Raw genomic sequence first — 22,840 nt, 5'->3', positions numbered from 1 at the left:
ATTTTTTAATTTTCCAAACGTACTTTTTCCTGCTCCTATCCCGACTTAGAAGGACTATAAAGCGGCCGTTTATCTTCTGTGTGAAAAAGGGACAAGTGACAACGCCTGCAAGTTTTTCTTAATCAACATCCACACGAGATTTAAATTATGAATAATAACATAAAATATGCGTTTTGGAATAGTTTCGGAATGATTTTTTCGGTTTCTAAAGGCTAAAATCATCGCTTGCGCTAATTGGTATAAAATTTGCAATATTCTTAATATTAGTCGAAAAGGAGGTTGTTAGATGTCAGAAACTAAAGAGATGAAGAGGACATTGACTCTGTTGCCTGTTGTCCTTTTTGGATTTTCCTTTATGGCATTTGGGACGGTTTTTAGCACATATGGAGTGGCAGCGCAGATTTCACATGGAATGGTGGCGGGTGCTTATATTCTAGCCACGATTGTTATGCTATTTACAGCCTACAGTTATGGGCAAATGGCTAAAGCCTTTCCAGTGGCAGGATCCGCCTATACCTATACCCAAAAGTCGATTAATCCCCATGTCGGTTTTTTGGTAGGATGGTCGCTCTTAATGGATTATCTACTTATTCCTATGGTGAACTATTTACTATTCGGTATATTTTATCAGGCGGCCTTTCCGTCCATTCCTAGTTACATATGGATTTTATTGATGTTAACGCTGGTAACCATCGTCAATGTCAGAGGGATTAAATTAGCAACTGGCGCAAACATATTAATCACTATCTTTGGTGTAGGGTTCATTATCCTCTTCTGTGTTTTGGCCATTCGGTCGATTTTACAAGGGGAAGGAACAGGAGAACTGTTTACAAGCCTTCCTTTTTACAACCCAAAAGAATCATTCTCTTTCATTATTGCTGGAGCTGCGTTGCTTTGCTTTTCCTTTCTTGGCTTTGATTCGGTTACGACTTTTGCTGAGGAAACCATTCAACCTGAAAAGAATATTCCACGGGCTGTGTTCATTATTACGATAGTTGGCGGCTTAATTTTTACAACCGTTTCTTATATTGCACATAATGTTTGGCCAAATTATATGTCTTTTAAAAATGCCGATGCCGCCTCACATGAAATCATTCTGTTAATTAGCGGGAATTTTGTAGACGCGCTCTTTCTTGCACTTACTGCAGTTGGTATTTTTGGGTCAGCTATGGTATCCCAAGCGAGTGGGGCTCGTGTTCTATATGCTATGGGCAGAGATGGTCAATTGCCGAAAAAGTTTTTTGGAAGCCTGCATCCTAAGTTAAACACCCCGGTTAACAACATTCTTGTCATTAGCTTGATTTCCTTATTAGCCTTGGTGCTGAGTTTGACAATTGTCGCTTCATTCATTAACTTTGGAGCCTTTCTTGCCTTTACATTTGTTAATCTTTCGGTTATCGGTCACTACTTTATCCGAAAACAACAGAGAACCATAAAAGGGACAGTCCTCTATCTTATTGTGCCATTAATAGGGGCTGTTTTAGATATATGGCTGTTACTAAATCTAGATACTTACTCCAAAGTTTTAGGGAGTATATGGGCTTTGGCTGGTGTTATTTATTTAACTTATCTAACAAAGGGATTCAAAAAGAGGCCGCCAGAAATGGATTTATCCGCATAGTTTACTAAATACTGTATAATTGGAGGGTTTAAAATGACAAAAGCAGATATCATCCTTTCGAGCCAAGCAGTTTTTACAGGTTTAGGGGATCATCCCTCTCCTGCATCAATTGCCGTAAAAGGAAACAAAATTGTGGCGGTTGGCGACTCAAACGAGATGCAACCCTTTATAGGGTCTGACACAAAAAAATTAGATTTTGGAGATCAACTTATTACAGCAGGGTTCCATGATGCTCATCTTCATCTATTGAGCGGAAGTTTGACTAATGATTTCAGTGTTAACTTACAGTCTGCACGCTCTGAAGAAGAAGCCGTCATGATGGTAAAAGAGTTTGCTGAAAAAAACCCTGCAGATGAATGGATTATTGGAAACGGCTGGGATAGCAACAATTGGGAGAACCATCAGTTTCCCCACCGTTCTACGCTTGACAACGTAGTGAAGGATCGTCCAGTCTTTTTATATCATGCGGAATTTCATTATGCATGGGTCAATAGTAAAGCTTTGGAAGTAGCCAATATTCATAGTCAAACGAAGAATCCCCCATACGGAATAATTGAAAAAGATACGATGGGAGAACCGACCGGGATCCTCATTGAAAAAGCGATCTCTTTAGTTTCAGATAAGGCAATGGCATTTCCTAGGGAAAAACAAGAGGAATTGCTAGCGTCTTTCCTTCAGCACGCTGCTAAACTAGGTGTGACATCAGTAAATGATCTGTATCCTAGCCTGAATGAAGGGTTTGATCTTTTTAAAAAATTTGATGACGAAGAAAAATTAACGGCACGTATCCATCTCTATCCCGCTTTAAATGGAGAGATGGAAAGAGCAAAAACATTACGTGATAGCTATCAATCAGAAAAATTAAAATTTACCGGATTAAAACAATTTATTGATGGAGTAGTTACAGGTCATACGGCTTATATGCTTGATCCTTATGTAGATAGACCAGATACAAAAGGAGAAACCGTTTTTTCTGTAGAACAGTTGACAGAATGGGTGTTGGAGGCAGATAAGGAAGGGTTTCAAATTCGCTTTCACGCCATTGGCGACGGAGCTGTTCATATAGGATTGGATATGTTTGAAGAAGCACGAAAAGAAAATGGAGAAAGAGATTCTCGCCATGCGTTAGAGCATATCGAGATTATCCATCCAGGTGATATAAAGAGATTTAAAGACTTAGGGGTCATTGCATCCGTGCAGCCTTCTCATTTAGCCCTCATGCCTATAACTAGCCATACGACCCGAGTAGATGAGAAGAAATACCCTTATATTTATCCTGGCGAATCCTTAAAGAAAGCAGGGGCTGATGTAGCTTTCGGGACGGATTTTCCAGTTGCGTCCTTAGATCCTATGAAACAAATCTACCATGCGGTTACCCGAATGGATCACACAGGTGAACATGCATGGAATGAACAAGAAAGTTTCACCGTGGCTGATGCATTAAAAGCCTATACACAAGGATCTGCTTATAGTGTGTTTAGAGAACATGAATTAGGCACATTAGAAGAAGGAAAATTCGCAGATATCATTATCCTGAATAAAAATATTTTTCAAACCCCGCCAGATGAAATTCCAAACACTAGAGTAGTAGCAACGATGGTCGATGGGAAATTTGTTTACAGTCATTCTGAAAGCCCTCACTTGTTAACGATTTAATATGTTTTACAAATCATTTTAAGAGGCTGTCCATAAGTCGGGATAACTGACTTATGGACAGCTCTTTTAATACAAAAAATCGCCCGTCCGCTATAATGTCGATGACCAAACAAAAAACAGACAAATGGAGGCAATTTCTTCGAGTAACTATTCAGCTGCTTTTATTGAATATCCTTCTTCTATTCCCCTCTATGTCCCCCAACATGATTGGATCTTTTCAGGAAGGTTCCTCCTGGCAACAGGCTATGCGCCCAAAAGATTGAACTTTTCCCAAAACGGAACCTTATTTCGTCCATGGCCTCATCAAGTGCATGTTTTTTTTCCAGTTCTTCATTTGTACTAAATAAATCCATTTGTTCATACAAGGCCGGTTCCAATTTGCCGCATCCCACATAAATTTGCCGGATCGGCTGTCCTCTCCAATATTTTTTAAACAGTTTTTCAAATTGAGTATTCAGGTCTTTCGTGCAGTTTGTCTGTCTAGGCAGCTGTGTTTGATGTGTAAATCCCCTTTCTTCAATGTCCCGAGAATAGCTAATAGCAAGAGCGATTTTCCCGGCTGCTACGTGGTGCAAACGAAGTCTCATCGCTACTTCATCCACCATTTCATGAATCACAATCATAATCTCTCGTTCGTTGTAATAATCACGCAGTAATATCTGACTTTTAGAAAATGATTTTTCTTTCGCTTGGGGCTTTTCAGATAAAATGCTATAATCTACTCCCCATGCGTGGTAGTGAAGTTGTAAGCCCATTAGGCCAAGCCGGTCTTTCAGCTTATGTTGATCAGCATGAGCCAGATCATAGACAGAATGAATCCCTAAACGATGTAACCTATGTATGTACCCTGTCGATATTCCCCACATATCTTTCAATTCGATCTTCCAGATCGTTTCACTGACATTCTCATACGACCAATAAGCAAGCCCATTCGCTGCATTCTTTGCTTCATTGTCGAGAGCTAGTTTTGCTAAAAGAGGATTATCGCCAATTCCAATCGTGACGACTAACTTTAATTCTTTAAAAACGACTTTCTGTATGGTGCGAGCCACTTCAAATTTGTTTCCAAACAGCTTTCTGGAAGCTGTCACATCAAGGAATGCTTCATCAATACTGTAAATATGCAAATCTTCATCTGCTACAAAACGTTTAAGGATGTCTATGATCATTTTATTTACTTTTAAATAAAGCTTCATAGACGGTTCCACCAGTATGAATCGTGGATCATGAGGGATTTCAAAGGCTCTGGAACCCGTTTGGATGCCAAATTCCTTTTTCACTCGTGGAGAAGCAGCTAATACCACTGAACCAGACCTATTTATATTGGCAATCACAATAATATAGGCATCCAGAGGGTGTATTTTACGCCTGACAGCTTCTACACTGGCAAAGAAAGATTTAACGTCTATGCAAAGAATAGAACGTTTAGGGAGCAACGTATAATCAATATCCATCTCCTTCATCCTTCTTATTCGCAAAATCTACCGCCACTATATCCTTTGTGCATATCACTCCCTTTCCTAAAACTTTCAAGTGATTAGGTTTGTGATGAAAGGATTGAATGACACCCGTTACTTCCATATACGGATAACCAAACGTATTTAAATGAACCGTGACAGGCAATTGCTGATTATAGGCATAACGTAAAACTCGATCAAACACTTCTTTTTGCTGTTCATCTATCGCTATTTCTTTTACAACAGGTTTAGTTTCTTGGAGCTGTTCTGTATGTTCCGACAACATAAACCCCTGCCACTTTAGCATTTTTCTATCTTCATATAACATTTGGATACCTCCATATAGGAACATTAGTTCCTTTTTAAAATAATTATACGAACTTATGTTCTTTATATCAATGTGTTATGCACTAATTAAACCGATTAAACAACCAGACGGTATATAAGAAAAACAAAGTTAAGAATGTAACATAGTGGTAATTGTGTTGTTTCTGTAACGAAGCATCCAGAAGAATTATTAAATTTTACGAGGGGCTCTTATTAAATTAAATGAAAAAAATAAATAAGCTTAACTATCTTAACTCTAAATGGTAACATAATCATAAAATGGAAGGTGGTGGGATTAAATGAGAAAGCTTTGGTTCGTTCCGTTTCTAGCTGTTGCAGCAATCGCTGTTGTAGTTACTCCGTTTCTAACAAACTCTGAGATACAAGGCAGTCTTTCTCCAGAAAAATTTGTAAAAGAGTATATAGAGTTAGTTAAAGCAAAAGACCATGAAAGTTTGGTTGATTTAGTTATTGATGATCGTTTTAATGATGATCGCGAAGTGAAGCTAAAAACATATAAAACACTTGAAGAAGGTGTTTCACCATTAGAGGACTATGAAATTAAGAATGTCAAAAGTGGAACAAAAGATAAAGCAACCGTTATTACAGTAATAGAGTACGAGGATGGCAGCGTTGAGCAAGTACCTATGCATCTTGTAAAGAAAGATAAGGCATGGAAATTGTATATAAGTAGGGGAAATGCACTTGATGATGAAGATTTTAAACTAATCAAACAACCGGATGGAATATAAAATAAACAAAGTTGTCAATGCAACATCAGGGTTATTATGCTTTATTAGAGATGCCCGATCTTTAGAAGTTAAAACTGACAGCTTTTTGGTTTGGTGTCAGACTCAAAATTATAGGCTGTTTCTTCTTTAGTTAGCCAAGTAGATTATTCAATAAAAATAGAAAATTTATAATAACGAGAAGGTGTAAGACTATGTATGAAGAATCAAACGGAGAATTAAAATCACCAAAAGAAGCGTGGAGAAAACAAATGGAAAAATTCAGTGAACTACCTCACATGAAACAACACGAGTTAAATAATGGTTGGAAATTATACACTAATGCAGAGTTCTCACTTTGGAATAAGGCCCCTAATTATTTAATTGTTGATGAAGAATTAGACACGGCGTTTGTATTTTACTTTAAAGAAGATGTGATTAAAGTTAAAAAGTCTGGTTGGGACATAGAGTTTACTTTTAACATGAAAAAGCAACACATCAAAGTATTTCGCAAACCTTCCGAAGACTAATTCAGCTGATACACGTACCAGCCGAATTAAGTGAGTTTTAAATTCTGAGGTATTTTACTATGTGTTCCCTGAAATCGACTCGTGAGAGACAAGCCACAGAGACACTAGTAAGTTTTGTGAAATAAAGGAAGTAAAAAGAAAACAGCTCTCTCATTGAGGGCTGTTTTCTTTTATGCGTCACTGATTACATTTGCTGTTTTTTACTATCAAATAACCAACTCAAGATTCTTACAAAAGCTAATATAAATAAGGACTTCAAAAAGTTTTCGATCCAATTGAGCTCATTAAATTTGAAGTAATCATATAAAACAAAAAATATAAAAAGCAAGAGTATACCTGTTGAAAATATAGTTATTTTTCGAGGATTTATCTTCATTAAACGCCTCCGAAATATTTTATGCTACTTAGGTCTTTAAATAATTAGATGAACTCATATTATTGCTATCTATTTAATTAAAATATAACATATTCAACTTTCCTACCTTTTTTGCATATATGGAAGGATATAAAAACACGAATGCAACATAATAGCGATTGCGTCGCATTGTATAGTCGTACTAAATGAGACATAATCCATCTTTTATAGCAACTGGAGGCAACCTTTTATGACGACGAAACAAGGACAAAATAGTGTGGAACCGATCCAGAGCCCAGAAAAGATCCTGATGATTAAGAAGTGGTTGTTGCACAAACCGTATCGGGATTATTTTTTATTTACGTTTGGCATCAATTCTGGCTTGCGGATCAGCGATATTCTGCCGTTACGGGTTATGGATGTCCGAAACACAGGACATTTGCGGATTCGCAAGAAAAAAAGGAAAAAATCAAACAAAAAGCCAGCAATAGAAATCATTTTTGCTGGCTTTTCTCTATTAATTTTTATTTAATTTGTTCAGCATTCGATAAAGTACAACAGCTGTTTCCGCTCTTGTTGTATCCTTTTTCGGTTCAAACTTGCCATTTTTATAACCATTAATAAGACCAAGCTCTACAGCTTGTTTGACAGGCACCCTGGCATAATTATTTATGCGGTTGTCATCTTTAAATGATTGGTTTAACTTCAATGAATCTAGCAGTTGCGGCTGCTGATACTCAATTGCACGAATAATCATAGCAGCCATTTGTTCACGGGTAATATTGGCATCAGCATCAAATACTCCTCCCTCTTTTCCGAATACTATCCCTGCTCGATTGGCTGCTTCAATTTGAGCAGCTGCCCAAGTCTTGCTTTCTGGGACATCTTTAAAAATCCCCTCGTATTCTTTCAGCGGTACTTGCATCGCACGAACTAGTAAGACAGCAAATTCTGCTCTTGTTAACTTTTGTTCTGGAGCGAATAGCTCCTCCGTTTTTCCGCTTGTAATCAGTTTTGAAGCAAGGGAATGAATTTCCTTCTTTGCCCAGTGCTGATTGGTATCTTTAAAGACTTTATCACTGGAAAGTACGGTGAATCTAGAATCTTGTCTTATCGGGATGACCCAATGTTCCCCTTGCAAATAGCCCCCGGCATACTCCCACTTCTGTGTTTTCTCGTTATAAGAAGCACCTGTTGTTTTATCTTTTTCAACGGAGCCGTTCAACTTCATACTGAATAAAAGCGGTGTCGGTAAATCAGAAATAACGTTTTTTTCTCCAGCTAAAATGGATACCTCTACAACCTCAGATTTGAATTGGGGAGCAGCTGCAGCTTTGGCCACTTGCGCTTTTTTGGACACTTTAACATGAATCATTTCGTCGTCTTGCTCCTGTAAATAAGTGAGGTTTTCTGATGAAAGTATCATATCATGATCTCCATCAAGAACAACCTTCATTGGCTGCTGGCTAGCGGCTAATTTCTTCACTAACTCTTTTGATAGGACTAAACTCATCCGTTCGGCCTTCTCTTCTTTCATATCAAGCCGCCATTCATGTGAACCCGCTTGGATTTGCTCTTCGTTGATTTCGATAATTTTCTCTTGGCCATTAGGCATCTCTGGTTTGCTAGGTGGCTCTGTTGTTCCGCCACCGCCACCGCCTGTTTCCTTTGCTTTGGTTGTAAATGTCCATACGTCTGAACGCACTTCTCCTTCAAATTGATCTTTGACGGTGACATACCAGCCATGCTCTTTATTCGCCTGAAGGTTATTCCAAGAAACCTCTGGTGTTTGTTGATCTTTCACACCTGTTTGTTCACCGATTTTCTTATCTGTGAATACATTCGCTTCAAAGGAGTCGGTAGCTACTACTTTTTCCTTTGGTGTCAAATCCGTTTCAATGACAAACTCATCTTTTCCTGGATACTCCGTCGTATTATAGTAATTAAATTTATCAAGGTAAGGGGAGTACGTTTTCATGTAAATTTTGTTTTCAACGGGATTTACTTGCATAATACGCAGAAACCCTTGTCCACCTTCTGGTCCCCCTTGGTAATCAGCTAGCATTTGATATACTTTTCTATCGGGCTTGCCATCTTTATCATCATCAATTTCATCCACTAACGTTTCACTATCATGATAATGACCGGATAAAACAGCAATAATATTTTGATTCGGAAGAACCACTTCATTATACACTTTATCACCGATTGGACTGCGATTTCCTGACACAAGTAAGTATTCATGGAAGCTTAGAATTGCTTTCCTCTCAGGGTATTTAGCCAGTACTTTATTCATCCAGGCAATATCTTCGTCATTGATCCCCCATCCCATATACAGCATGATAAAATCATTGCCATTTGAGCTAATCAGATCATAATGACCACGGTTATTTTTATAAGATTCCCCGTAGTAATCTTTGTCTTTAAAACGAGCTTCTCCAAAGTATTTTCCATATTCATTATAATCACCTGTTTTATGGCCAACATCATGATTACCGGCCAACACGCCATACGGGACATTCCCTTTATCTAAATATCCCATATATTCGTCAGCGTGTTTCCACTGATACTCCTGGTCAGCCTCATCTACAAGATCTCCCGTATGAAAGGCATATTTAATATTCATCTCTTCTTTTTGAGCAACGGTCCACTCAGTCATTTTCTTAAAAATATGTGGATAGCTTTCAGAGTAATATTGTGTGTCAGACATCCAAATAAAGGAATAATCAAATTGAGTTGTCGAGGCAATCTCATCTTGAACCATTACCTGTACTTTCTTATCCTTCACATAATCGGAACCCTTCACACTACCTTGTAACTTAAAGTTCTTATCATCTTCAGCCACTTTCCACTCTGTTAGTTCCCATTTGTTCGCTTTGTAATTCCATACATACATGGACACTTTACGGCCAATTAGTGATTTCCCTTCCCAGTTCAGCTCAATTTCATCATTTTCACTAACCTCTTCGTCTACTTTCACTTCAAAGCGCTGGTATGGAAATTGATCGGTTGACTTCGTTGTCACATACTGTTGATCAGCCGCTGCTAACTTGTCAACATCTGTTACAGGCTGTTCTCCAGCAGGGATCATTTCCTTTGGCGGTTCACGATCCACGTTGTTTTCGTATACAGACACATGATCTGCTTCATTCGCTTTATACTGATAACCTTTCATAAATGACACATCAAGAGCATCTTTTGTTGGGTCAGACACTTTCACTTTTAATTTTGTAGAAGTAGAAACATTCTTCGCACCATCTTTTGGATTTACTGCTTCTGGCTTATACGGCTGCTCTTCAGCAACATGAAATGTAACAGTTTTAGCCGCTTCATTTCCTACCTGATCGACAGCTGTTATTTTTAGCGTATGTGCACCCGGTTTTAGTTTGGCGGAAGATGTTTCAAGCGGAAGGCTGATTTCTTTTCCATCAAGTTCTGCTGTTACTTTGTCAACTCCTGACAAATCATCCTTTGCCTCAACATTAATAGAGATCGGACCTTTATATTCCTTCCCCTCTTCTAGAGTGGCTGTCAAGGCTGGCCCGCGATTATCAACAATGACGTTTGCCCGGGCTTTTTCCTCTCCGTTTGTTGCCTCAACAATGTGAGTGCCTTCCTGCGCTTTCGTTGTGTCCCATTTATAAGCTTTTGCAATAAATTTCTCATCTGGCACTTTAAAAGAGAAATCAATGACTGGTTTGGCTGACGCTCCGTCTCCTACTGAAATTTCTTTATCTGGATTGCTGTAAGCAGGATCGTAAATGATCGTTCCATCTTTTAATACGAGCCGGACGTTTTTTACGTAAAAATCATCTCGGTTTTCCTCGGATTCTTCATCAAAAGGAGATACCTTTGTTCCGGAGCGGATGGAAATAATAGCATCCTTTCCTTGTTCAAAATATTTGGGATCGACCGGAACAGTTTTTGTTACATATGTATCGATCGTATCATCAAAAATATGTAATGTTTCATCGCCAATAGTGACACCATTTTTAAAATAAAGGTTTACCTTCTTTACATCGAAAGCAAAATAGGCCGGTTCTGCTAAAGCTGGTGTGGTTTCCGCTGTTACATCCTTGCCATCAATGGAAAGCTTCGTATTCGCAAATTCTTTTGGATGGGAAGCTTTAATTAAAGCTGTTTTATTTAATAAAGAGTCATCTTCTACATTCAAACCGATCCCGGTTTGTTGCTGATCTTGTAAAATAGAAATCTTCTTCGCCTCTGTCTTTGTCTCATTCACTCCGTCCGACACAACCAGATAATATTCAACCGATTGTTTGCCTATTAAACTAGGAGAGTAAATGGCATGGTGGTACAATTTATCATCATAGTTTTCTGTTAAATCAACAGATTGATAATGAGAATCTTTATTTGTTTTGTAAAATAAACGGGCTGTTTTCACAGCATGATTGTCTTTTAGATCAAAAGTTAGTTGGATATCATTCATTTCAGATACGGGTGTTTGATCCGTAATATCCGATACGACTGGTTTTTCATTATCAATTGGTAATTTTACCTTTTGAGCTGGCTTTTGACGGTCGGCTAGTGTTCCTGGTGTTGCCATATCCTTGCCGCTGCTGTATTTCTTCATTACCGTATCACCCGGTGTTGTCGGAAATGTATACAAGATGCCTTTGTCAGCTATCGTATCATCTTTCGTTCCTTCATCATTATAATAGCCTACTGAAACGTCTTTCCCTGTATTTGTCGCAATTGAAATGCCGCGAGCGCCGCTATTTGCCATTCCATCAGAAAATACCTTCACAATATTCTTGTCTTCTATTAAATCAACATTATAGTGACTGTTAAAGTCAGCTACTGTTTTATCTTGATTCGCTCCATTAATGATCCAAAATACCATTGTTCCACCTGATGGCAAAAGGATGTCTTCTTTCTCTGGTCCCCAAATCAAATCAGCGCCTGGGCCTTCTGCTGGATAACGATAACGAATCTTATAGTCTTTCAAGTTCACCGTTTCTGTCGTATTGTTATACACCTCGATAAACTCATACCCATCAAGACCGCCAACATTAGCGGAATCAGGTACAAGTTCCGTCATTAACAGCTGAGGAACTTTCTGCGAATCGTATGTATGCCCTTCTACTGTTACTTTATATTCTTCTGTTTTTGCTATATTCACTCCATCAAATGCATGGATTTGATAAAAGATTTCTTTTCCTACCATCTCTTCTTTAGGAATTACTGTCGTATATGTATTAGGCGTCTGTGCATCAGCTGACATATTTATTTCTGTCGAAGGGCTATCTTGATTCAATCGATACGTGACTTTGACATTTTTCACCGTTGTATCATCTGTCACTTGAGCATTCAGCTGGACATCTTCACCTGCTTGAATAGAAGCTACAGGAGTATGTTCGATCACAGGAGCTACTGTATCCTCAACAACATGCACAGGTTCTTCCGGCACTTGCTCTGGCAAGACTGCTCCTGGTGTTGCCGGCTCACTAAAATGGATGACATCCATCTTTTTTTGATCAGCCGATAATTGATATTGAATACCTTTATTTTCTTGCACTTGGTCTGGTGAATAGCTTGCTTCTGATAATTCGTTAGTATATGTATCAGCAATTGCTAATGTCCGTGCAGCTGTATTCGACATTCCTGCTGATTCTACCGTCGCTAATTGATCTTCCGTCAATTGACTATTGAACTGCTTGTTAAAGTCAGCTAATGTCAAATCTGCATTGGCTTCATTTTTCACCCAAACTACGATCGTGCCTTGTGCAGGAATCGTTTTATTTTCTTTAAATGTCCATGTTGCATCTCCTTTACTTCCATCTGGATAGCGATAAATTAATTGATAGTTTTTCAATGGCACAGGTTGATCGCTATTGTTATATATCTCAATAAATTCGTAGGCATCGGTTGAACTGCCAGGTACATTAGTTGTATTCGGAACCAACTCAGTAATAAGTAATGAGGGGTTTTTTTGAACATCTAACATGGGTGTTTGTACAGACTCCGTCGTCCCTTCGGCAGATATTTCTGAGACAAATGTTGAAACAGATAAACAAGTGGCAAGTGCTAACGTATAAACAGACCTTTTCCCCATAACTTCCTCCTTATTAAAAATGCTTCTTTTACATTTTAAATAAAGATTGTACTTTTACTGTAAGTACATTGTTAAAAAGGCGTTAATTTTCAAAAAACAGGTTTATAGACCAATTGTTCAAAAAGAAACTATTTGTATCTATTTCCTTTAATTTAAATTAGGGTATAAAGACGCGGAGTTAATATAGTTTCGTGGACACCGTTTAATTAAGCCCCTGGAATTATTTTGAGAGGATGTGGCCGGATTAGAAGATAAACCTGCAGGCGAAAAATATAATGATGACTTTAAGAGAATGTCGATTTGTATCGTTCCGGGAGCCCGGTTAAAGAATTAAGCAGCGATATGGCGTGCCAGAAACAACGATTTATAAATGGGTGAAAGATTTTACATTCATCCATTCAAAAAAGTTACTGATAGGTATTCTTTTATTTTTGAAAATCTTTTTTTAATGAAAATGCATAGATATTTGTCTTTTAAATTTAAGTGCTCTTTTTTTAAAAAATTCTACAGCTTCATCTTTAGCAGAAAAATTAACAGCTTTCCAACTACCTAAATCCCATAGAAAACTATCTACATAAATAGCATCTTTTTCTTCTTTAGTTACATGAACGGCGAAGGCATTTTCTCAGGACTTATGTAAATATCCCCCATTTGGGGATTTCTAAAATTCTTGACTCTCTTCTAAAGCTCATGTTTATTCTCCCTAACTGACTTTTTCCTTATATTTATGGTTTAAGCATTCAATATCCATTTCGCTTATCAGATCTCCTTTTTGATCAAGGAATTTCATGCTTTTTATGAGGCGGCATTTCATTTCTAAATCATCGATAGTTCCCAAACGCACGATCCCTTTCCAAGCGTTGGAACTAAGACCCAGACCTGCGCCAACCACTTTTAATTCTGTACTGCGCTCAAGTACCTTGACCAAATCCCCTTTCAGTGTTAAGTGTTTTTGGACACTGAAAGGGGTATTCAAGATAAGCTCTGGAAGTAGGTTATCGCTTAAAATATCCTTTATCTTTATGAGATTATTTGTTTTTAATCCGATGCTGGAACGACAAAGTTGCTATAAATACAGTTACTCCCCACAAGAACAATCCTCCATACGTTACCACATACACCCAAGTGGCTAACCCTTCGGTGTATCCTTTAGGAAGCACTCCCAAAAATTGAAGAGCTGTCAAGAAGCTAACTAGAACTGTCAACACCCCAACTGACCACCCTGATAAGATTAATAACCATTTTGGCAGTTTCTCCCCCAGGAAGTCACAAGAGCTAAAGCAAATGAAGATGCCAGTATCGCTAAGACAGCGGTGAAGTCTATTCCGATGGTATATAACGTAAATAGAAAAGCAGGTCCTTCCTTTAAGGTATCGCCAAATCCTGCTACATCTCGTATAGCTTGTTTTGTTTCAATTCCTACCGTTGATCCCCATGCCCAAAGCGATTTTAAAATTGCATACGGCAACAGTGCAAGAGCTGCAGTATAGCCCCATCCTTTAGTGAAATAAGTTTTGTCAGCTATTTCTGACTTTAATTGTTTCTCATGTTTTAAGTTCAAAAGACATTCTCTCTTCTCATTCTCATTTTTTGAGTACTCATCTCCATTTGAACACAATCCTTTCTATTTGTTATTTATAAAAAGGATATACTGCAAAGGTGTTCATTAAGATGACTTCTTGTTTAAGTTTTGTTTAAGTTTTCATGCCCAAATAAATGCTGGTTCCCTCCGAGGAAGTGGCAATTTCCCAATCTAAATTCATTTCCTTCATCATAAGCGAAACAATTGATAGCCCAATTCCGGCACCTTTATCTTCAGATTCATGATTAAACCCTTCCCCCTGTCCCTAATGACAATGAAAGTGGAGCCATGACATTCAACCGCCTGAATTCCAATATATCGCCCTGAACGAGCATGCCGAGTAACATTTTGAATTAAATTATCCAAAATACTTTTAAACCAAATAGGGTCTACCTTCCATATCAGCGATCTTTCCGGTAAATCAATATCTATGTCAAACTTATACCGTTCCAATATAGGATACCATTCCGCTATAACTTTCCGAACTTCATCCAATATATCCGTGTCTCGCATTTCAATCGGATGTTTACCAGCTGAAAGCAGTGTATAAGAAAGAAGATTGTTGATCATTTTGTCCATATCATCCAGTTTGTTTTCAACAATTTGAAGTGATTCTATTACTGCAGAGGATGCTGGGTACTTCTTTGCGGAATATACGTGCTGTCTCATGACTGTTAAGGGTGTTCGCAAGTCATGAGACATATTGGCGATTAGCCGTTTCCTAAGATTTTCTTCCTCTTTCTCTCTATCCCTGCTGCATTTCAACTGGTTGATCATCTCGTTAAAAGCACCTTCCAGCCTTCCAATCTCGTCCATTTTTCTAATCCCGACTTCATCAGGGATACCTTCATCTCCCGTTTCAGACATCGCAAATTGAAGCTTAACAAGCCGGTTGCGTATATTAAAGAAGAAAAACCAAGAGATTAATAAAAAAGCTCCACTAACAGAAATAAAAATATGATAAATGGAAAGTCTTTGTATAGAGAAATACTGCCAAGGTTTGTATCAGTAATTGGAACTTGAAGAACCATTATCCCTTGTCTAGGATCGTTTCCTATTAATGCCGTAATGGTATATACATTTTGAGGGTTTTTATTTTGTAAAAACGTATCCACATGAAACTTGCTTTCCTCCATAAATATAAGAGAATCGGTAAATGTCCAATTTTCAGGAATATCGGCAGACCTCTTTCCAATAAATCTAGATTCGCCACTTCCATTTACCCAGAAAACCTTAGCCTTTGGATACTTATTTTTTATAGACTGAAGACGATGATGAATTATCTTCGCTTCCTTGCCATCTAATTCAACTGCCTCCCGCTTCCATATAGCTTCTATTTCCTTTGGATCGTATAATCCTTTATTGAACAGAAGAGGGGAATAATAAATGGCTGGAATAAGAGGAAAAAGGACGAGGGCAAATAAAATAAGAAACAAATATCTCGTCATTAAAGATTGTATGATATTCATGATTTCATCCTATATCCAAGCCCTCGGATTGTTTCAATGATTTGCGGATTGCTTGTGTCCAACTCAATTTTTTCACGCAAATGGCGTATGTGAACCATTAATGTTTTATCCCCTTCAATATAAGCATCTCCCCACACTGCTTCGTAAATTTGTTTTTTCGTCAATATTTGATTCAAGTGGTCTAATAAATACATAAATATATGAAATTGTTTTCCCGTCAAAATAATATCTTCCTTAGAAATTGTATTGATGATCCGATTTGACTTCTGATCAATTCGTAAATGCATAACCTCGATATTTTCTGGTGCAATAACTCCTAATCGCCTTACTAGTACTTGAATACGGGCAGCTAACTCATTAGGATGATACGGCTTTGTCATATAATCATCCGCGAAACTGAGTCCCTGTAACTTATCTTCCATAGAAGTTCTTGCCGATAGCATCATAATTGGTGTATTCGGGTATTTCTTCTTCAGACGCTGACCGATTGTATAACCATCTAACCCCGGCAACATAATATCCAAGATAACAAGATCAGCCCGTTCCATATGCTTCATTGCCTCATGACCAGACGTAATCCAAATGACTTCATATCCACGTTCTGTTAAAAATTTGCTTACCCATGAGCCAATTTCTTGATCATCTTCTATATGCAAAATTGTTAGCTTCATAAATTAGGTGCCTCCCCTCATTAATAAAACAGGAAAATTACACCTAATTTTACCATGCCAGCCTAATGACTTATCTAATTACTTTAAAATTGCGCTATGAATATCTTGTATCCAATTAAACAATAATAAGGCAGACAAGATGCGTAAATATCAGCGCATTTTGCCTGCTTTTTAAATTGATTCAAAGTATACTGAGCAAAAAGAGGTGTATGTATGTCTATATATATCCAACCGATAATGACCGCCTTTATTATGTTTGGTGTATTGGGTTATCTACTTGTCATTCCCTGGCTGGTATATAGCTATCGAAAGTATGGATATTTTAGTATTTGGGCTTCCATTGTTGTTTACTCATTTATTTTCTATATGCTATCAGCACTATTTTTAGTTCTCCTGCCGCTTCCGTCAACTAGGAATACTTGTGCTTTTCAATCACCAGATACCATTTATTATTCATTAAAGCCATTCACCTTTATAGGAGATATTTTTAAAAGCAGTTCAATTATTTGGTCACAACCGAGGTCGTATATTCAGATATTCAATCAAAGTGCCTTCTGGCAGGCAGCATTTAATTTTCTATTATTACTTCCTTTTGGCGTATATTTGAGATACTTTTTCAAAGAAAAACAATATTGGAAAAAGGCATTAGCTTTAGGATTTGCCCTGTCTCTCTTTTACGAAATAACACAGGTTACTGGAATTTATGGAATTTATAAATGCCCCTATCGTTTATTTGATGTTGACGATTTAATGTTAAATAGTACAGGTGCGCTCTTTGGTTTTCTTGTGGCTCCAGTCATATTGGCTTTATTTCCTTCCAAGGAAAAACTATTGGCGAAAGCGGAAAAAATGCAGAAGAGCCCTCTAGTGCCGCCGCTGTCGCAATTACTTGCTGTACTTATAGATTATATTGTCATTAAGTTAACGTTTACTTTCACAGTCGGACTATTCACATCAAGTGGATTCGCAGAAATGATATATACAACAGTTGGCTTTATGGTGCTATACTTTGTTTTGCCTCTTCTATGGGGAGGAAAAACAATCGGAACAAGTATAATGCGATTTAAACTTGCGAATTTGGAGGGGGATATCCCTTCATGGCAAGCTATGCTAAAAAGAACCGTTGCCTTATATTTACCTTGGCTGGCATCTATGTCACTTAACCTTCTCGATCACATTAAATTAGAAATAGAATCTCACTTTTACGCTATTCATGTATGGGTAACAATGACTATCTTCACGTTTGTTAGCATCATGTGGCTGACTTTATGCATTCATGCCGTTTTGGTCATGTTAAAAAAAGGGAAACGCACCTTCTACTTTGACCATGTTGCAGATATTGTCCCAAGAAAAAATAAGAGAATTTCTTAAAACAGGCTTTGCTTCATTTTTTAAGATTTATTCGCGGAACCAACACTGGATCAGCACATAGAGGATCCGGACTAAGATTGGGCATGGCCAATAACATCATTAAAGTTCATAATGGAAGAATCACTATTCATCGCGAGGTTGGCTATAGAGCAACGATTGACATTTAAATTTGATCGATGATGCGTCTTTAAACTTAACTAATTCATATTAGAAAAGCCATTCACAAAAGGTGAATGGCTTTTTGTATTGGTTATAAAACTAATAAAGAAATAATGGTTAGCAGGACTGAAAATCCTAAAATTGTTCCCACTACAATGGTATGGCGTTTACGTTGCATCACGACAATGGCAATATACTCGCGGATCATGGCATTTGGCCAGTAGTAGAGTGCAGTTTTTGAACCAATTCCTTGGCTCTTTAAACCTGCCTTTTTTGCATACAGGCTAGCCCTGAATAAATGGAAATTGTTTGTAGTAAAGATGCTGTTATATTTGTCTCCTTTTACTGAATCCATTATTTGTTTTGAGTAAAGCATATTCTGAAATGTATTAACTGAACGTGTTTCTGTTAATGTATGCTCAAAAGGAATTCCTTTCTCTATAGCATACTTTTGCATGGCTTCCGCTTCAGAAAGGTTTTCATCCGGTCCTTGTCCGCCTGAGAAAAGGATAATAGGCGGGAAAGCGGCATCCGCTTGTTTCCAATAAAAATCAATTGCCTTATTAATTCGACTGGCCAAAAGCGGCGGCACTTTATCGTTAATTAACCCGCTGCCAAGCACGATGATAAAGTCTTGGTCATATTTCGGCTTATTAAATTGATACAAAAAATAAGCAGTTAAAAAATTGGTTAAGTGTAGAAAGAAATAAACGATTATTAAAGAAGCCCCAGCGTATAGAGGTCGAAATTCAGCAGATAAAAAACGCTCAGGATTCATGGTTCTGAATAAGAACAATAATAAAAGAAAGATCCCTGAAATGAGGGTTAAACTGTTGGAGAATCGCCTGCTTTCTTTTTTCATCAGGATTCGTCCATTTAAAAATAACCCTATACTTAAAGCGAATAATCCGAATGTTGAGATAAAGAGTAGAAATACAAGTGGAATAATAGCAATTATCATAAAAATCCGATTACCTGAGCTGAACCCTACATAACCACAAAAAGTAAGTAATGAACAAAAAAACAGGTTAAATAGAAAACCGTTTATCATTCTTCTAGGATCTGTTAAATAAAATCCCAGGAAAACAACAAATAAAGCAAGAGTAATAAGTCCAAGAATAACCATTTTATACCTCGATTTCTTAAAAGATTGCCCAATTCATTATACATGATAGTAGTATCAGTTTATAAAGCCTTTTTTATTTTTTCCTATTTTTTTAGTTTACCATCAAAAAACCCCTTTCCTTTCCAAATGATTTTGTTATATTTATAAATTCACCCTGCTTTTTTTATCATGTATAATCATGCCTAGAAAACTAAAATTATATACTCAGTATTGAAAATTTCTAGCGCGGAAATTAAAAGATTCGAACAGCTATGATAGCAAGCTAACTTTCGCTGTATGCCCAGCATACTGATCATTACAATCCCAATGTTGATATCATCAAACATCCTCTCAATACTTCAATGCCTGGCAGTTTTAAACGATTTACTCCATCTACAATCGTAAGATCAACCTTTTAACCTATCATAATCAAAATGTTGTAAAAAGAAGGTTTTTAAACCCGAATGTTTCACTGCTTTTTAGGAGATTGTATTAAAAAGTCCTGCGGCCAGTTTGAAAATTAGCTGACCGCAGGGCTTTTCTTTTTTTGTATGATAACCTAATACCTCAATGAGACCTTTACTGTCTCATCACCAAGTTTTACTTCCATATACTGTTCGGAATCGCTTAGCATTTCAAAGCTAATATCGTGAACAAGCACGTTTTCTTTAATTAGGCTCTCAAAGCGCTGAATTATTTCTTTCGCCTTAGCTGTTGCTGAAATATTGACCGCTATATACATCTCAACAGGTAAACCTATTTTTTTGCGAGTGTCTTGTATCGCTCGAATTAATTCTCTAACTTGCCCCTCTTCTACTAATTGAGGGGTAAGTTTTGTGTCCACTATTACCTTTAGCTGCTGATCGCCCGCCATCTCAAAACCAGAGGAAACTGCATACTCAACGTTGATATGCTCCTTCTGTAATATTACCGTTTGCCCCTCTATATTGATTTTTATTTGACCGTAATCAAGTAATGTATTCTTCTCAGTATCAGTTAGTTGATCGACATATTGTTTCACCGCATTTACCAGTTTACCAAACGTTGCACCTGCTGTTTTAAAATTCAGTTTTAATGTAGTGGATTCATATTGTGATAAATCTTTCGTATAAATAACATTTTTAACATTCAGTTCGTCTTTAATAATGTCTGTGTAATCTTGCAAAAGGTGTTCCCCTTCACTATTCCATACGATTATTTTCTGCAAGGGCTGCTTAACCTTAATGCTTTGGGCGTTACGAACACTTCGGCCCAATTCTACTATCTTCAAGATCGTTTGCATATCTTCCTCTAAATTAGGATTAATCATCGACTCATTAGCTTTTGGATAGTCTTGTAAATGAACACTTTCTTGATCTAATTTCAAATAGATATCTTCTGCAACATATGGAACAAACGGAGCTAACAAGCGACTGATCGTAGCAAGTGCTTCAAATAGCGTTGAATAGGCTGCTTTTTTATTTTCTGAAAGCCCTGACACCCAGAAACGAGTTCTTGACCGTCGTACATACCAATTGCTTAATTCATCAACTAACATGGCAATTTCTCGTGTAGCTTGAGTGAATTGATAGTGATCCATATAACGATTAACGAGTTTAACCGTATTATGAAGGCGTGAAAGTATCCACTTATCCAGGGTTGTTCTCTCACCTGTTTGCTTTCCATCATATACGAACCCATCTGTCTTCGCATACATGGCATAAAATTTGTAAGTATTATCTAATGTATCAATCAATTTTGATTTTGCATCTTGCACATTTTTCTTTGAAAAACGCTTTGGATTCCATGGTGAACTATCAACCAGAAATGCCCAGCGAAGTGCGTCCGCACCGTATTGCTTTATAAGCTCAACAGGATCTAAAGCATTCCCTTTGCTCTTAGACATTTTTTGTCCGTTTTCATCAAGTACGTGTCCAAGTGACAAGACGTTTTTATATGGAGCTTTTCCCGTAAATAAGGTCGAAACAGCAAGCAGGCTGTAGAAGAAACCTCTCGTCTGGTCAATCCCCTCAATAACGACATCTGCAGGAAATTGCGACTCAAACTTTTCTTTGTTTGCAAACGGATAGTGATGCTGTGCGAATGGCATAGAACCACTATCAAACCAAACATCAATGACTTCAGGCGTTCGCTGCATTACGCTCTCACACTTCGGACATATACACTGTACTTTATCAATATAGGGCTTATGCAATTCCAGCTTGTCTGCTAGCGGAGCCCTGGCTATTTTTTGAAGTTCTTCTATACTGCCAGGCGCTTCTTCATAATGACAATTTGAACATATCCAAACATTTAAAGGGGTGCCCCAGTATCGATTTCTGCTTATGTTCCAATCCATAAGATTTTCAAGAAAGTTTCCAAAACGTCCGTTTTTAATGTGCTCTGGGTACCAATTAACAGCTGAATTGTTCGCAAGCATCTGATCCTTTAAAGACGACATCTTAATGAACCAACTATCCGTTGCATAGTACAGTAAAGGAGAATCACATCTCCAGCAATGCGGATAGCTATGCTCATATTTTTCCTTGTGAAAAAGGATGCCTTGTTCAGAAAGCATTTTGATAATGTCTACATCACAGTCCTTCACAAACTTCCCTGAAAGTTCTGTAACGTCGTTTGTATAACATCCTCTTTGGTCGACAATATTGACAAAGGATAAATCATTTTGCTGGACGGTTTTATAATCTTCTTCACCGTAAGCGGGAGCAATATGAACAATACCGGTTCCGCTATCCTCAGTAACATAATCTGCTAATACGACATGATGACCTCTCTTAACTGTTACATAATCAAATGGTGGAGCGTAATGTACTCCCTCAAACTCATGACCACTATGTTCACTAAGTATACTTACCTCATCACCAAGTACCTTTCCTACTAATGATTTGGCCAGTATATAAATTACATTTGCCTTTCGAACACGCACATATGTTAACGTTGGATTCATGGCAAGGGCAACATTTGCAGGCAATGTCCATGGCGTTGTTGTCCACCCTAAGAAATATTCTTCATCTGCATCAAGGCGCTTAAATTTTACCGTTGCTGATAAATCCTTTACATCTTTGTAGCCTTGCGCTACTTCATGCGAACTCAGAGAAGTTTGACAGCTAGGGCAGTATGGTGACACACGATGCCCTTTATATAATCGCCCATCTTTGTGAACCTTACTTAAAATGTTCCAAACACTTTCGATATATTTATTGCTTAGTGTCATATAGGGGTGATCCATATCCACCCAATAGCCTAATTCTTCCGTAAACGATCGCCATTTCTTCTCGTAAGTGAATACACTTTCCTTGCACTGATTAATAAAAGCTTCTATACCGTAGCGTTCAATCTCATGTTTTCCTGAAATACCGAGCTGCTTTTCAACCCCCAGTTCTACAGGAAGACCATGAGTATCCCAGCCAGCCTTTCTTTCTACTTGAAAGCCTTGCATTGTTTTGTATCTTGCCACTACATCTTTAATCGTTCGACCAAAGGCATGCCCTACATGGGGTAGACCGTTGGCAGTGGGAGGCCCTTCATAAAAAACAAAAGGCGTTTTGCCTTCTCTTAATTGTACAGATTGACGAAAGGTATCTGCTTCTGCCCAATAATTCCGTATTTGTTTCTCCCGCTGTACAACTGTTTCTTTACTTTCTTCATTAGAGTTCATAGATATCGCTCCTAAAATTTTTTAAAAGCACACAAAAACCCCATCCCTAGTAAGGGACGGGGTTAACCGCGATAC

Annotated in this window: 15 protein-coding genes, 1 pseudogene and 1 other annotated feature (1 of these 17 only partly in view); of the genes and pseudogenes, 6 read left to right on the top strand and 10 right to left on the bottom strand. The window is 37.7% G+C overall.

Going from position 1 to position 22,840, the window contains the following annotated elements; translation table 11 throughout:
- The first annotated feature begins 286 nt into the window (after positions 1–286).
- Entirely contained in the window at positions 287–1,621 is a 1,335-nt protein-coding gene (locus tag CJ483_RS22020) for an APC family permease (protein ID WP_120037632.1), read from the top strand.
- Between the two features lie 33 nt (positions 1,622–1,654).
- The gene (locus CJ483_RS22015) at positions 1,655–3,277 is read left to right on the top strand and encodes an amidohydrolase (protein WP_120037630.1); all 1,623 of its coding nucleotides are present in this window, start codon (positions 1,655–1,657) and stop codon (positions 3,275–3,277) included.
- A gap of 179 nt (positions 3,278–3,456) precedes the next feature.
- On the opposite strand, the gene CJ483_RS22010 is transcribed toward CJ483_RS22015, so the two are convergent.
- Positions 3,457–4,731 carry a Y-family DNA polymerase gene (locus tag CJ483_RS22010; protein ID WP_120037628.1) on the bottom strand — a complete coding sequence of 425 codons (1,275 nt, stop codon included), beginning with the start codon at positions 4,729–4,731 and terminating at the stop codon, positions 3,457–3,459.
- Positions 4,721–5,062, bottom strand: a complete 342-nt coding sequence (locus CJ483_RS22005; RefSeq protein WP_182917133.1) for a YolD-like family protein — start codon at positions 5,060–5,062, stop codon at positions 4,721–4,723. Before CJ483_RS22005 ends, CJ483_RS22010 begins: the two co-directional genes overlap by 11 nt.
- Positions 5,063–5,360: 298 nt before the next feature.
- Between CJ483_RS22005 and CJ483_RS22000 the strand changes: the two genes are divergently transcribed.
- The 3 genes from CJ483_RS22000 (at position 5,361) to CJ483_RS21985 (ending at position 7,206) form a co-directional block, all read left to right on the top strand.
- On the top strand, positions 5,361–5,813 hold the full coding sequence (locus tag CJ483_RS22000; protein WP_120037624.1) for a DUF4878 domain-containing protein: 453 nt from the start codon (positions 5,361–5,363) through the stop codon (positions 5,811–5,813).
- Between the two features lie 191 nt (positions 5,814–6,004).
- Positions 6,005–6,319 (top strand): hypothetical protein, encoded by a 315-nt coding sequence (locus tag CJ483_RS21995; protein WP_120037622.1) that lies wholly within the window; start codon positions 6,005–6,007, stop codon positions 6,317–6,319.
- Positions 6,320–6,924: 605 nt separating this feature from the next.
- Complete coding sequence (locus CJ483_RS21985) at positions 6,925–7,206, top strand: site-specific integrase (protein ID WP_182917132.1); 282 nt, start codon at positions 6,925–6,927, stop codon at positions 7,204–7,206.
- Here the strand turns inward: CJ483_RS21985 and CJ483_RS21980 are convergent.
- The 6 genes and pseudogenes from CJ483_RS21980 to CJ483_RS21960 all read right to left on the bottom strand — a co-directional run bounded on the left by CJ483_RS21980 (position 7,192) and on the right by CJ483_RS21960 (position 16,472).
- Positions 7,192–12,750 carry an S-layer homology domain-containing protein gene (locus CJ483_RS21980; RefSeq protein ID WP_120037618.1) on the bottom strand — a complete coding sequence of 1,853 codons (5,559 nt, stop codon included), beginning with the start codon at positions 12,748–12,750 and terminating at the stop codon, positions 7,192–7,194. The genes CJ483_RS21985 and CJ483_RS21980 overlap by 15 nt on opposite strands.
- A 703-nt stretch (positions 12,751–13,453) precedes the next feature.
- A complete protein-coding gene (locus CJ483_RS21975; RefSeq protein WP_120037616.1) occupies positions 13,454–13,678 on the bottom strand; it encodes a hypothetical protein in 225 nt (74 codons plus the stop codon).
- A 100-nt stretch (positions 13,679–13,778) separates the two neighbouring features.
- Positions 13,779–14,311: pseudogene (locus CJ483_RS21970) on the bottom strand (hypothetical protein).
- A gap of 210 nt (positions 14,312–14,521) precedes the next feature.
- Positions 14,522–15,199, bottom strand: a complete 678-nt coding sequence (locus CJ483_RS25235) for a sensor histidine kinase (protein ID WP_259455750.1) — start codon at positions 15,197–15,199, stop codon at positions 14,522–14,524.
- Between the two features lie 56 nt (positions 15,200–15,255).
- A complete protein-coding gene (locus CJ483_RS25230) occupies positions 15,256–15,801 on the bottom strand; it encodes a hypothetical protein (protein WP_259455749.1) in 546 nt (181 codons plus the stop codon).
- The gene (locus CJ483_RS21960; RefSeq protein WP_120037614.1) at positions 15,798–16,472 is read right to left on the bottom strand and encodes a response regulator transcription factor; all 675 of its coding nucleotides are present in this window, start codon (positions 16,470–16,472) and stop codon (positions 15,798–15,800) included. Before CJ483_RS21960 ends, CJ483_RS25230 begins: the two co-directional genes overlap by 4 nt.
- Before the next feature lie 213 nt (positions 16,473–16,685).
- Between CJ483_RS21960 and CJ483_RS21955 the strand changes: the two genes are divergently transcribed.
- A complete protein-coding gene (locus CJ483_RS21955; RefSeq protein ID WP_120037612.1) occupies positions 16,686–17,843 on the top strand; it encodes a VanZ family protein in 1,158 nt (385 codons plus the stop codon).
- 250 nt (positions 17,844–18,093) lie between these two features.
- On the opposite strand, the gene CJ483_RS21945 is transcribed toward CJ483_RS21955, so the two are convergent.
- Entirely contained in the window at positions 18,094–19,128 is a 1,035-nt protein-coding gene (locus tag CJ483_RS21945; protein WP_120037610.1) for a YdcF family protein, read from the bottom strand.
- A gap of 538 nt (positions 19,129–19,666) precedes the next feature.
- On the bottom strand, positions 19,667–22,765 hold the full coding sequence (gene ileS / locus CJ483_RS21940) for an isoleucine--tRNA ligase (RefSeq protein WP_120037608.1): 3,099 nt from the start codon (positions 22,763–22,765) through the stop codon (positions 19,667–19,669).
- Positions 22,766–22,814: 49 nt separating this feature from the next.
- Positions 22,815–22,840, bottom strand: a binding site (T-box leader); it runs 213 nt beyond the window's last position.

This window comes from Bacillus sp. PK3_68, from assembly GCF_003600835.1.
In the GTDB taxonomy this organism is placed as follows: domain Bacteria; phylum Bacillota; class Bacilli; order Bacillales; family Domibacillaceae; genus Pseudobacillus.
Note: the sequence above shows the minus strand (reverse complement) of the source record. Positions and strands in the feature narration are given on the sequence as shown.

What these genes read in the sequence shown, in the direction of transcription:
- ileS (WP_120037608.1), bottom strand. Translation starts at nt 22,765, where the DNA reads ATGAACTCTAATGAAGAAAGTAAAGAAACAGTTGTACAGCGGGAGAAA.
- CJ483_RS22010 (WP_120037628.1), bottom strand. Translation starts at nt 4,731, where the DNA reads ATGGATATTGATTATACGTTGCTCCCTAAACGTTCTATTCTTTGCATA.
- CJ483_RS21985 (WP_182917132.1), top strand. Translation starts at nt 6,925, where the DNA reads ATGACGACGAAACAAGGACAAAATAGTGTGGAACCGATCCAGAGCCCA.
- CJ483_RS22000 (WP_120037624.1), top strand. Translation starts at nt 5,361, where the DNA reads ATGAGAAAGCTTTGGTTCGTTCCGTTTCTAGCTGTTGCAGCAATCGCT.
- CJ483_RS21980 (WP_120037618.1), bottom strand. Translation starts at nt 12,750, where the DNA reads ATGGGGAAAAGGTCTGTTTATACGTTAGCACTTGCCACTTGTTTATCT.
- CJ483_RS25230 (WP_259455749.1), bottom strand. Translation starts at nt 15,801, where the DNA reads ATGAATATCATACAATCTTTAATGACGAGATATTTGTTTCTTATTTTA.
- CJ483_RS22005 (WP_182917133.1), bottom strand. Translation starts at nt 5,062, where the DNA reads ATGTTATATGAAGATAGAAAAATGCTAAAGTGGCAGGGGTTTATGTTG.
- CJ483_RS21945 (WP_120037610.1), bottom strand. Translation starts at nt 19,128, where the DNA reads ATGGTTATTCTTGGACTTATTACTCTTGCTTTATTTGTTGTTTTCCTG.
- CJ483_RS22015 (WP_120037630.1), top strand. Translation starts at nt 1,655, where the DNA reads ATGACAAAAGCAGATATCATCCTTTCGAGCCAAGCAGTTTTTACAGGT.
- CJ483_RS21995 (WP_120037622.1), top strand. Translation starts at nt 6,005, where the DNA reads ATGTATGAAGAATCAAACGGAGAATTAAAATCACCAAAAGAAGCGTGG.
- CJ483_RS22020 (WP_120037632.1), top strand. Translation starts at nt 287, where the DNA reads ATGTCAGAAACTAAAGAGATGAAGAGGACATTGACTCTGTTGCCTGTT.
- CJ483_RS25235 (WP_259455750.1), bottom strand. Translation starts at nt 15,199, where the DNA reads ATGTCTGAAACGGGAGATGAAGGTATCCCTGATGAAGTCGGGATTAGA.
- CJ483_RS21955 (WP_120037612.1), top strand. Translation starts at nt 16,686, where the DNA reads ATGTCTATATATATCCAACCGATAATGACCGCCTTTATTATGTTTGGT.
- CJ483_RS21960 (WP_120037614.1), bottom strand. Translation starts at nt 16,472, where the DNA reads ATGAAGCTAACAATTTTGCATATAGAAGATGATCAAGAAATTGGCTCA.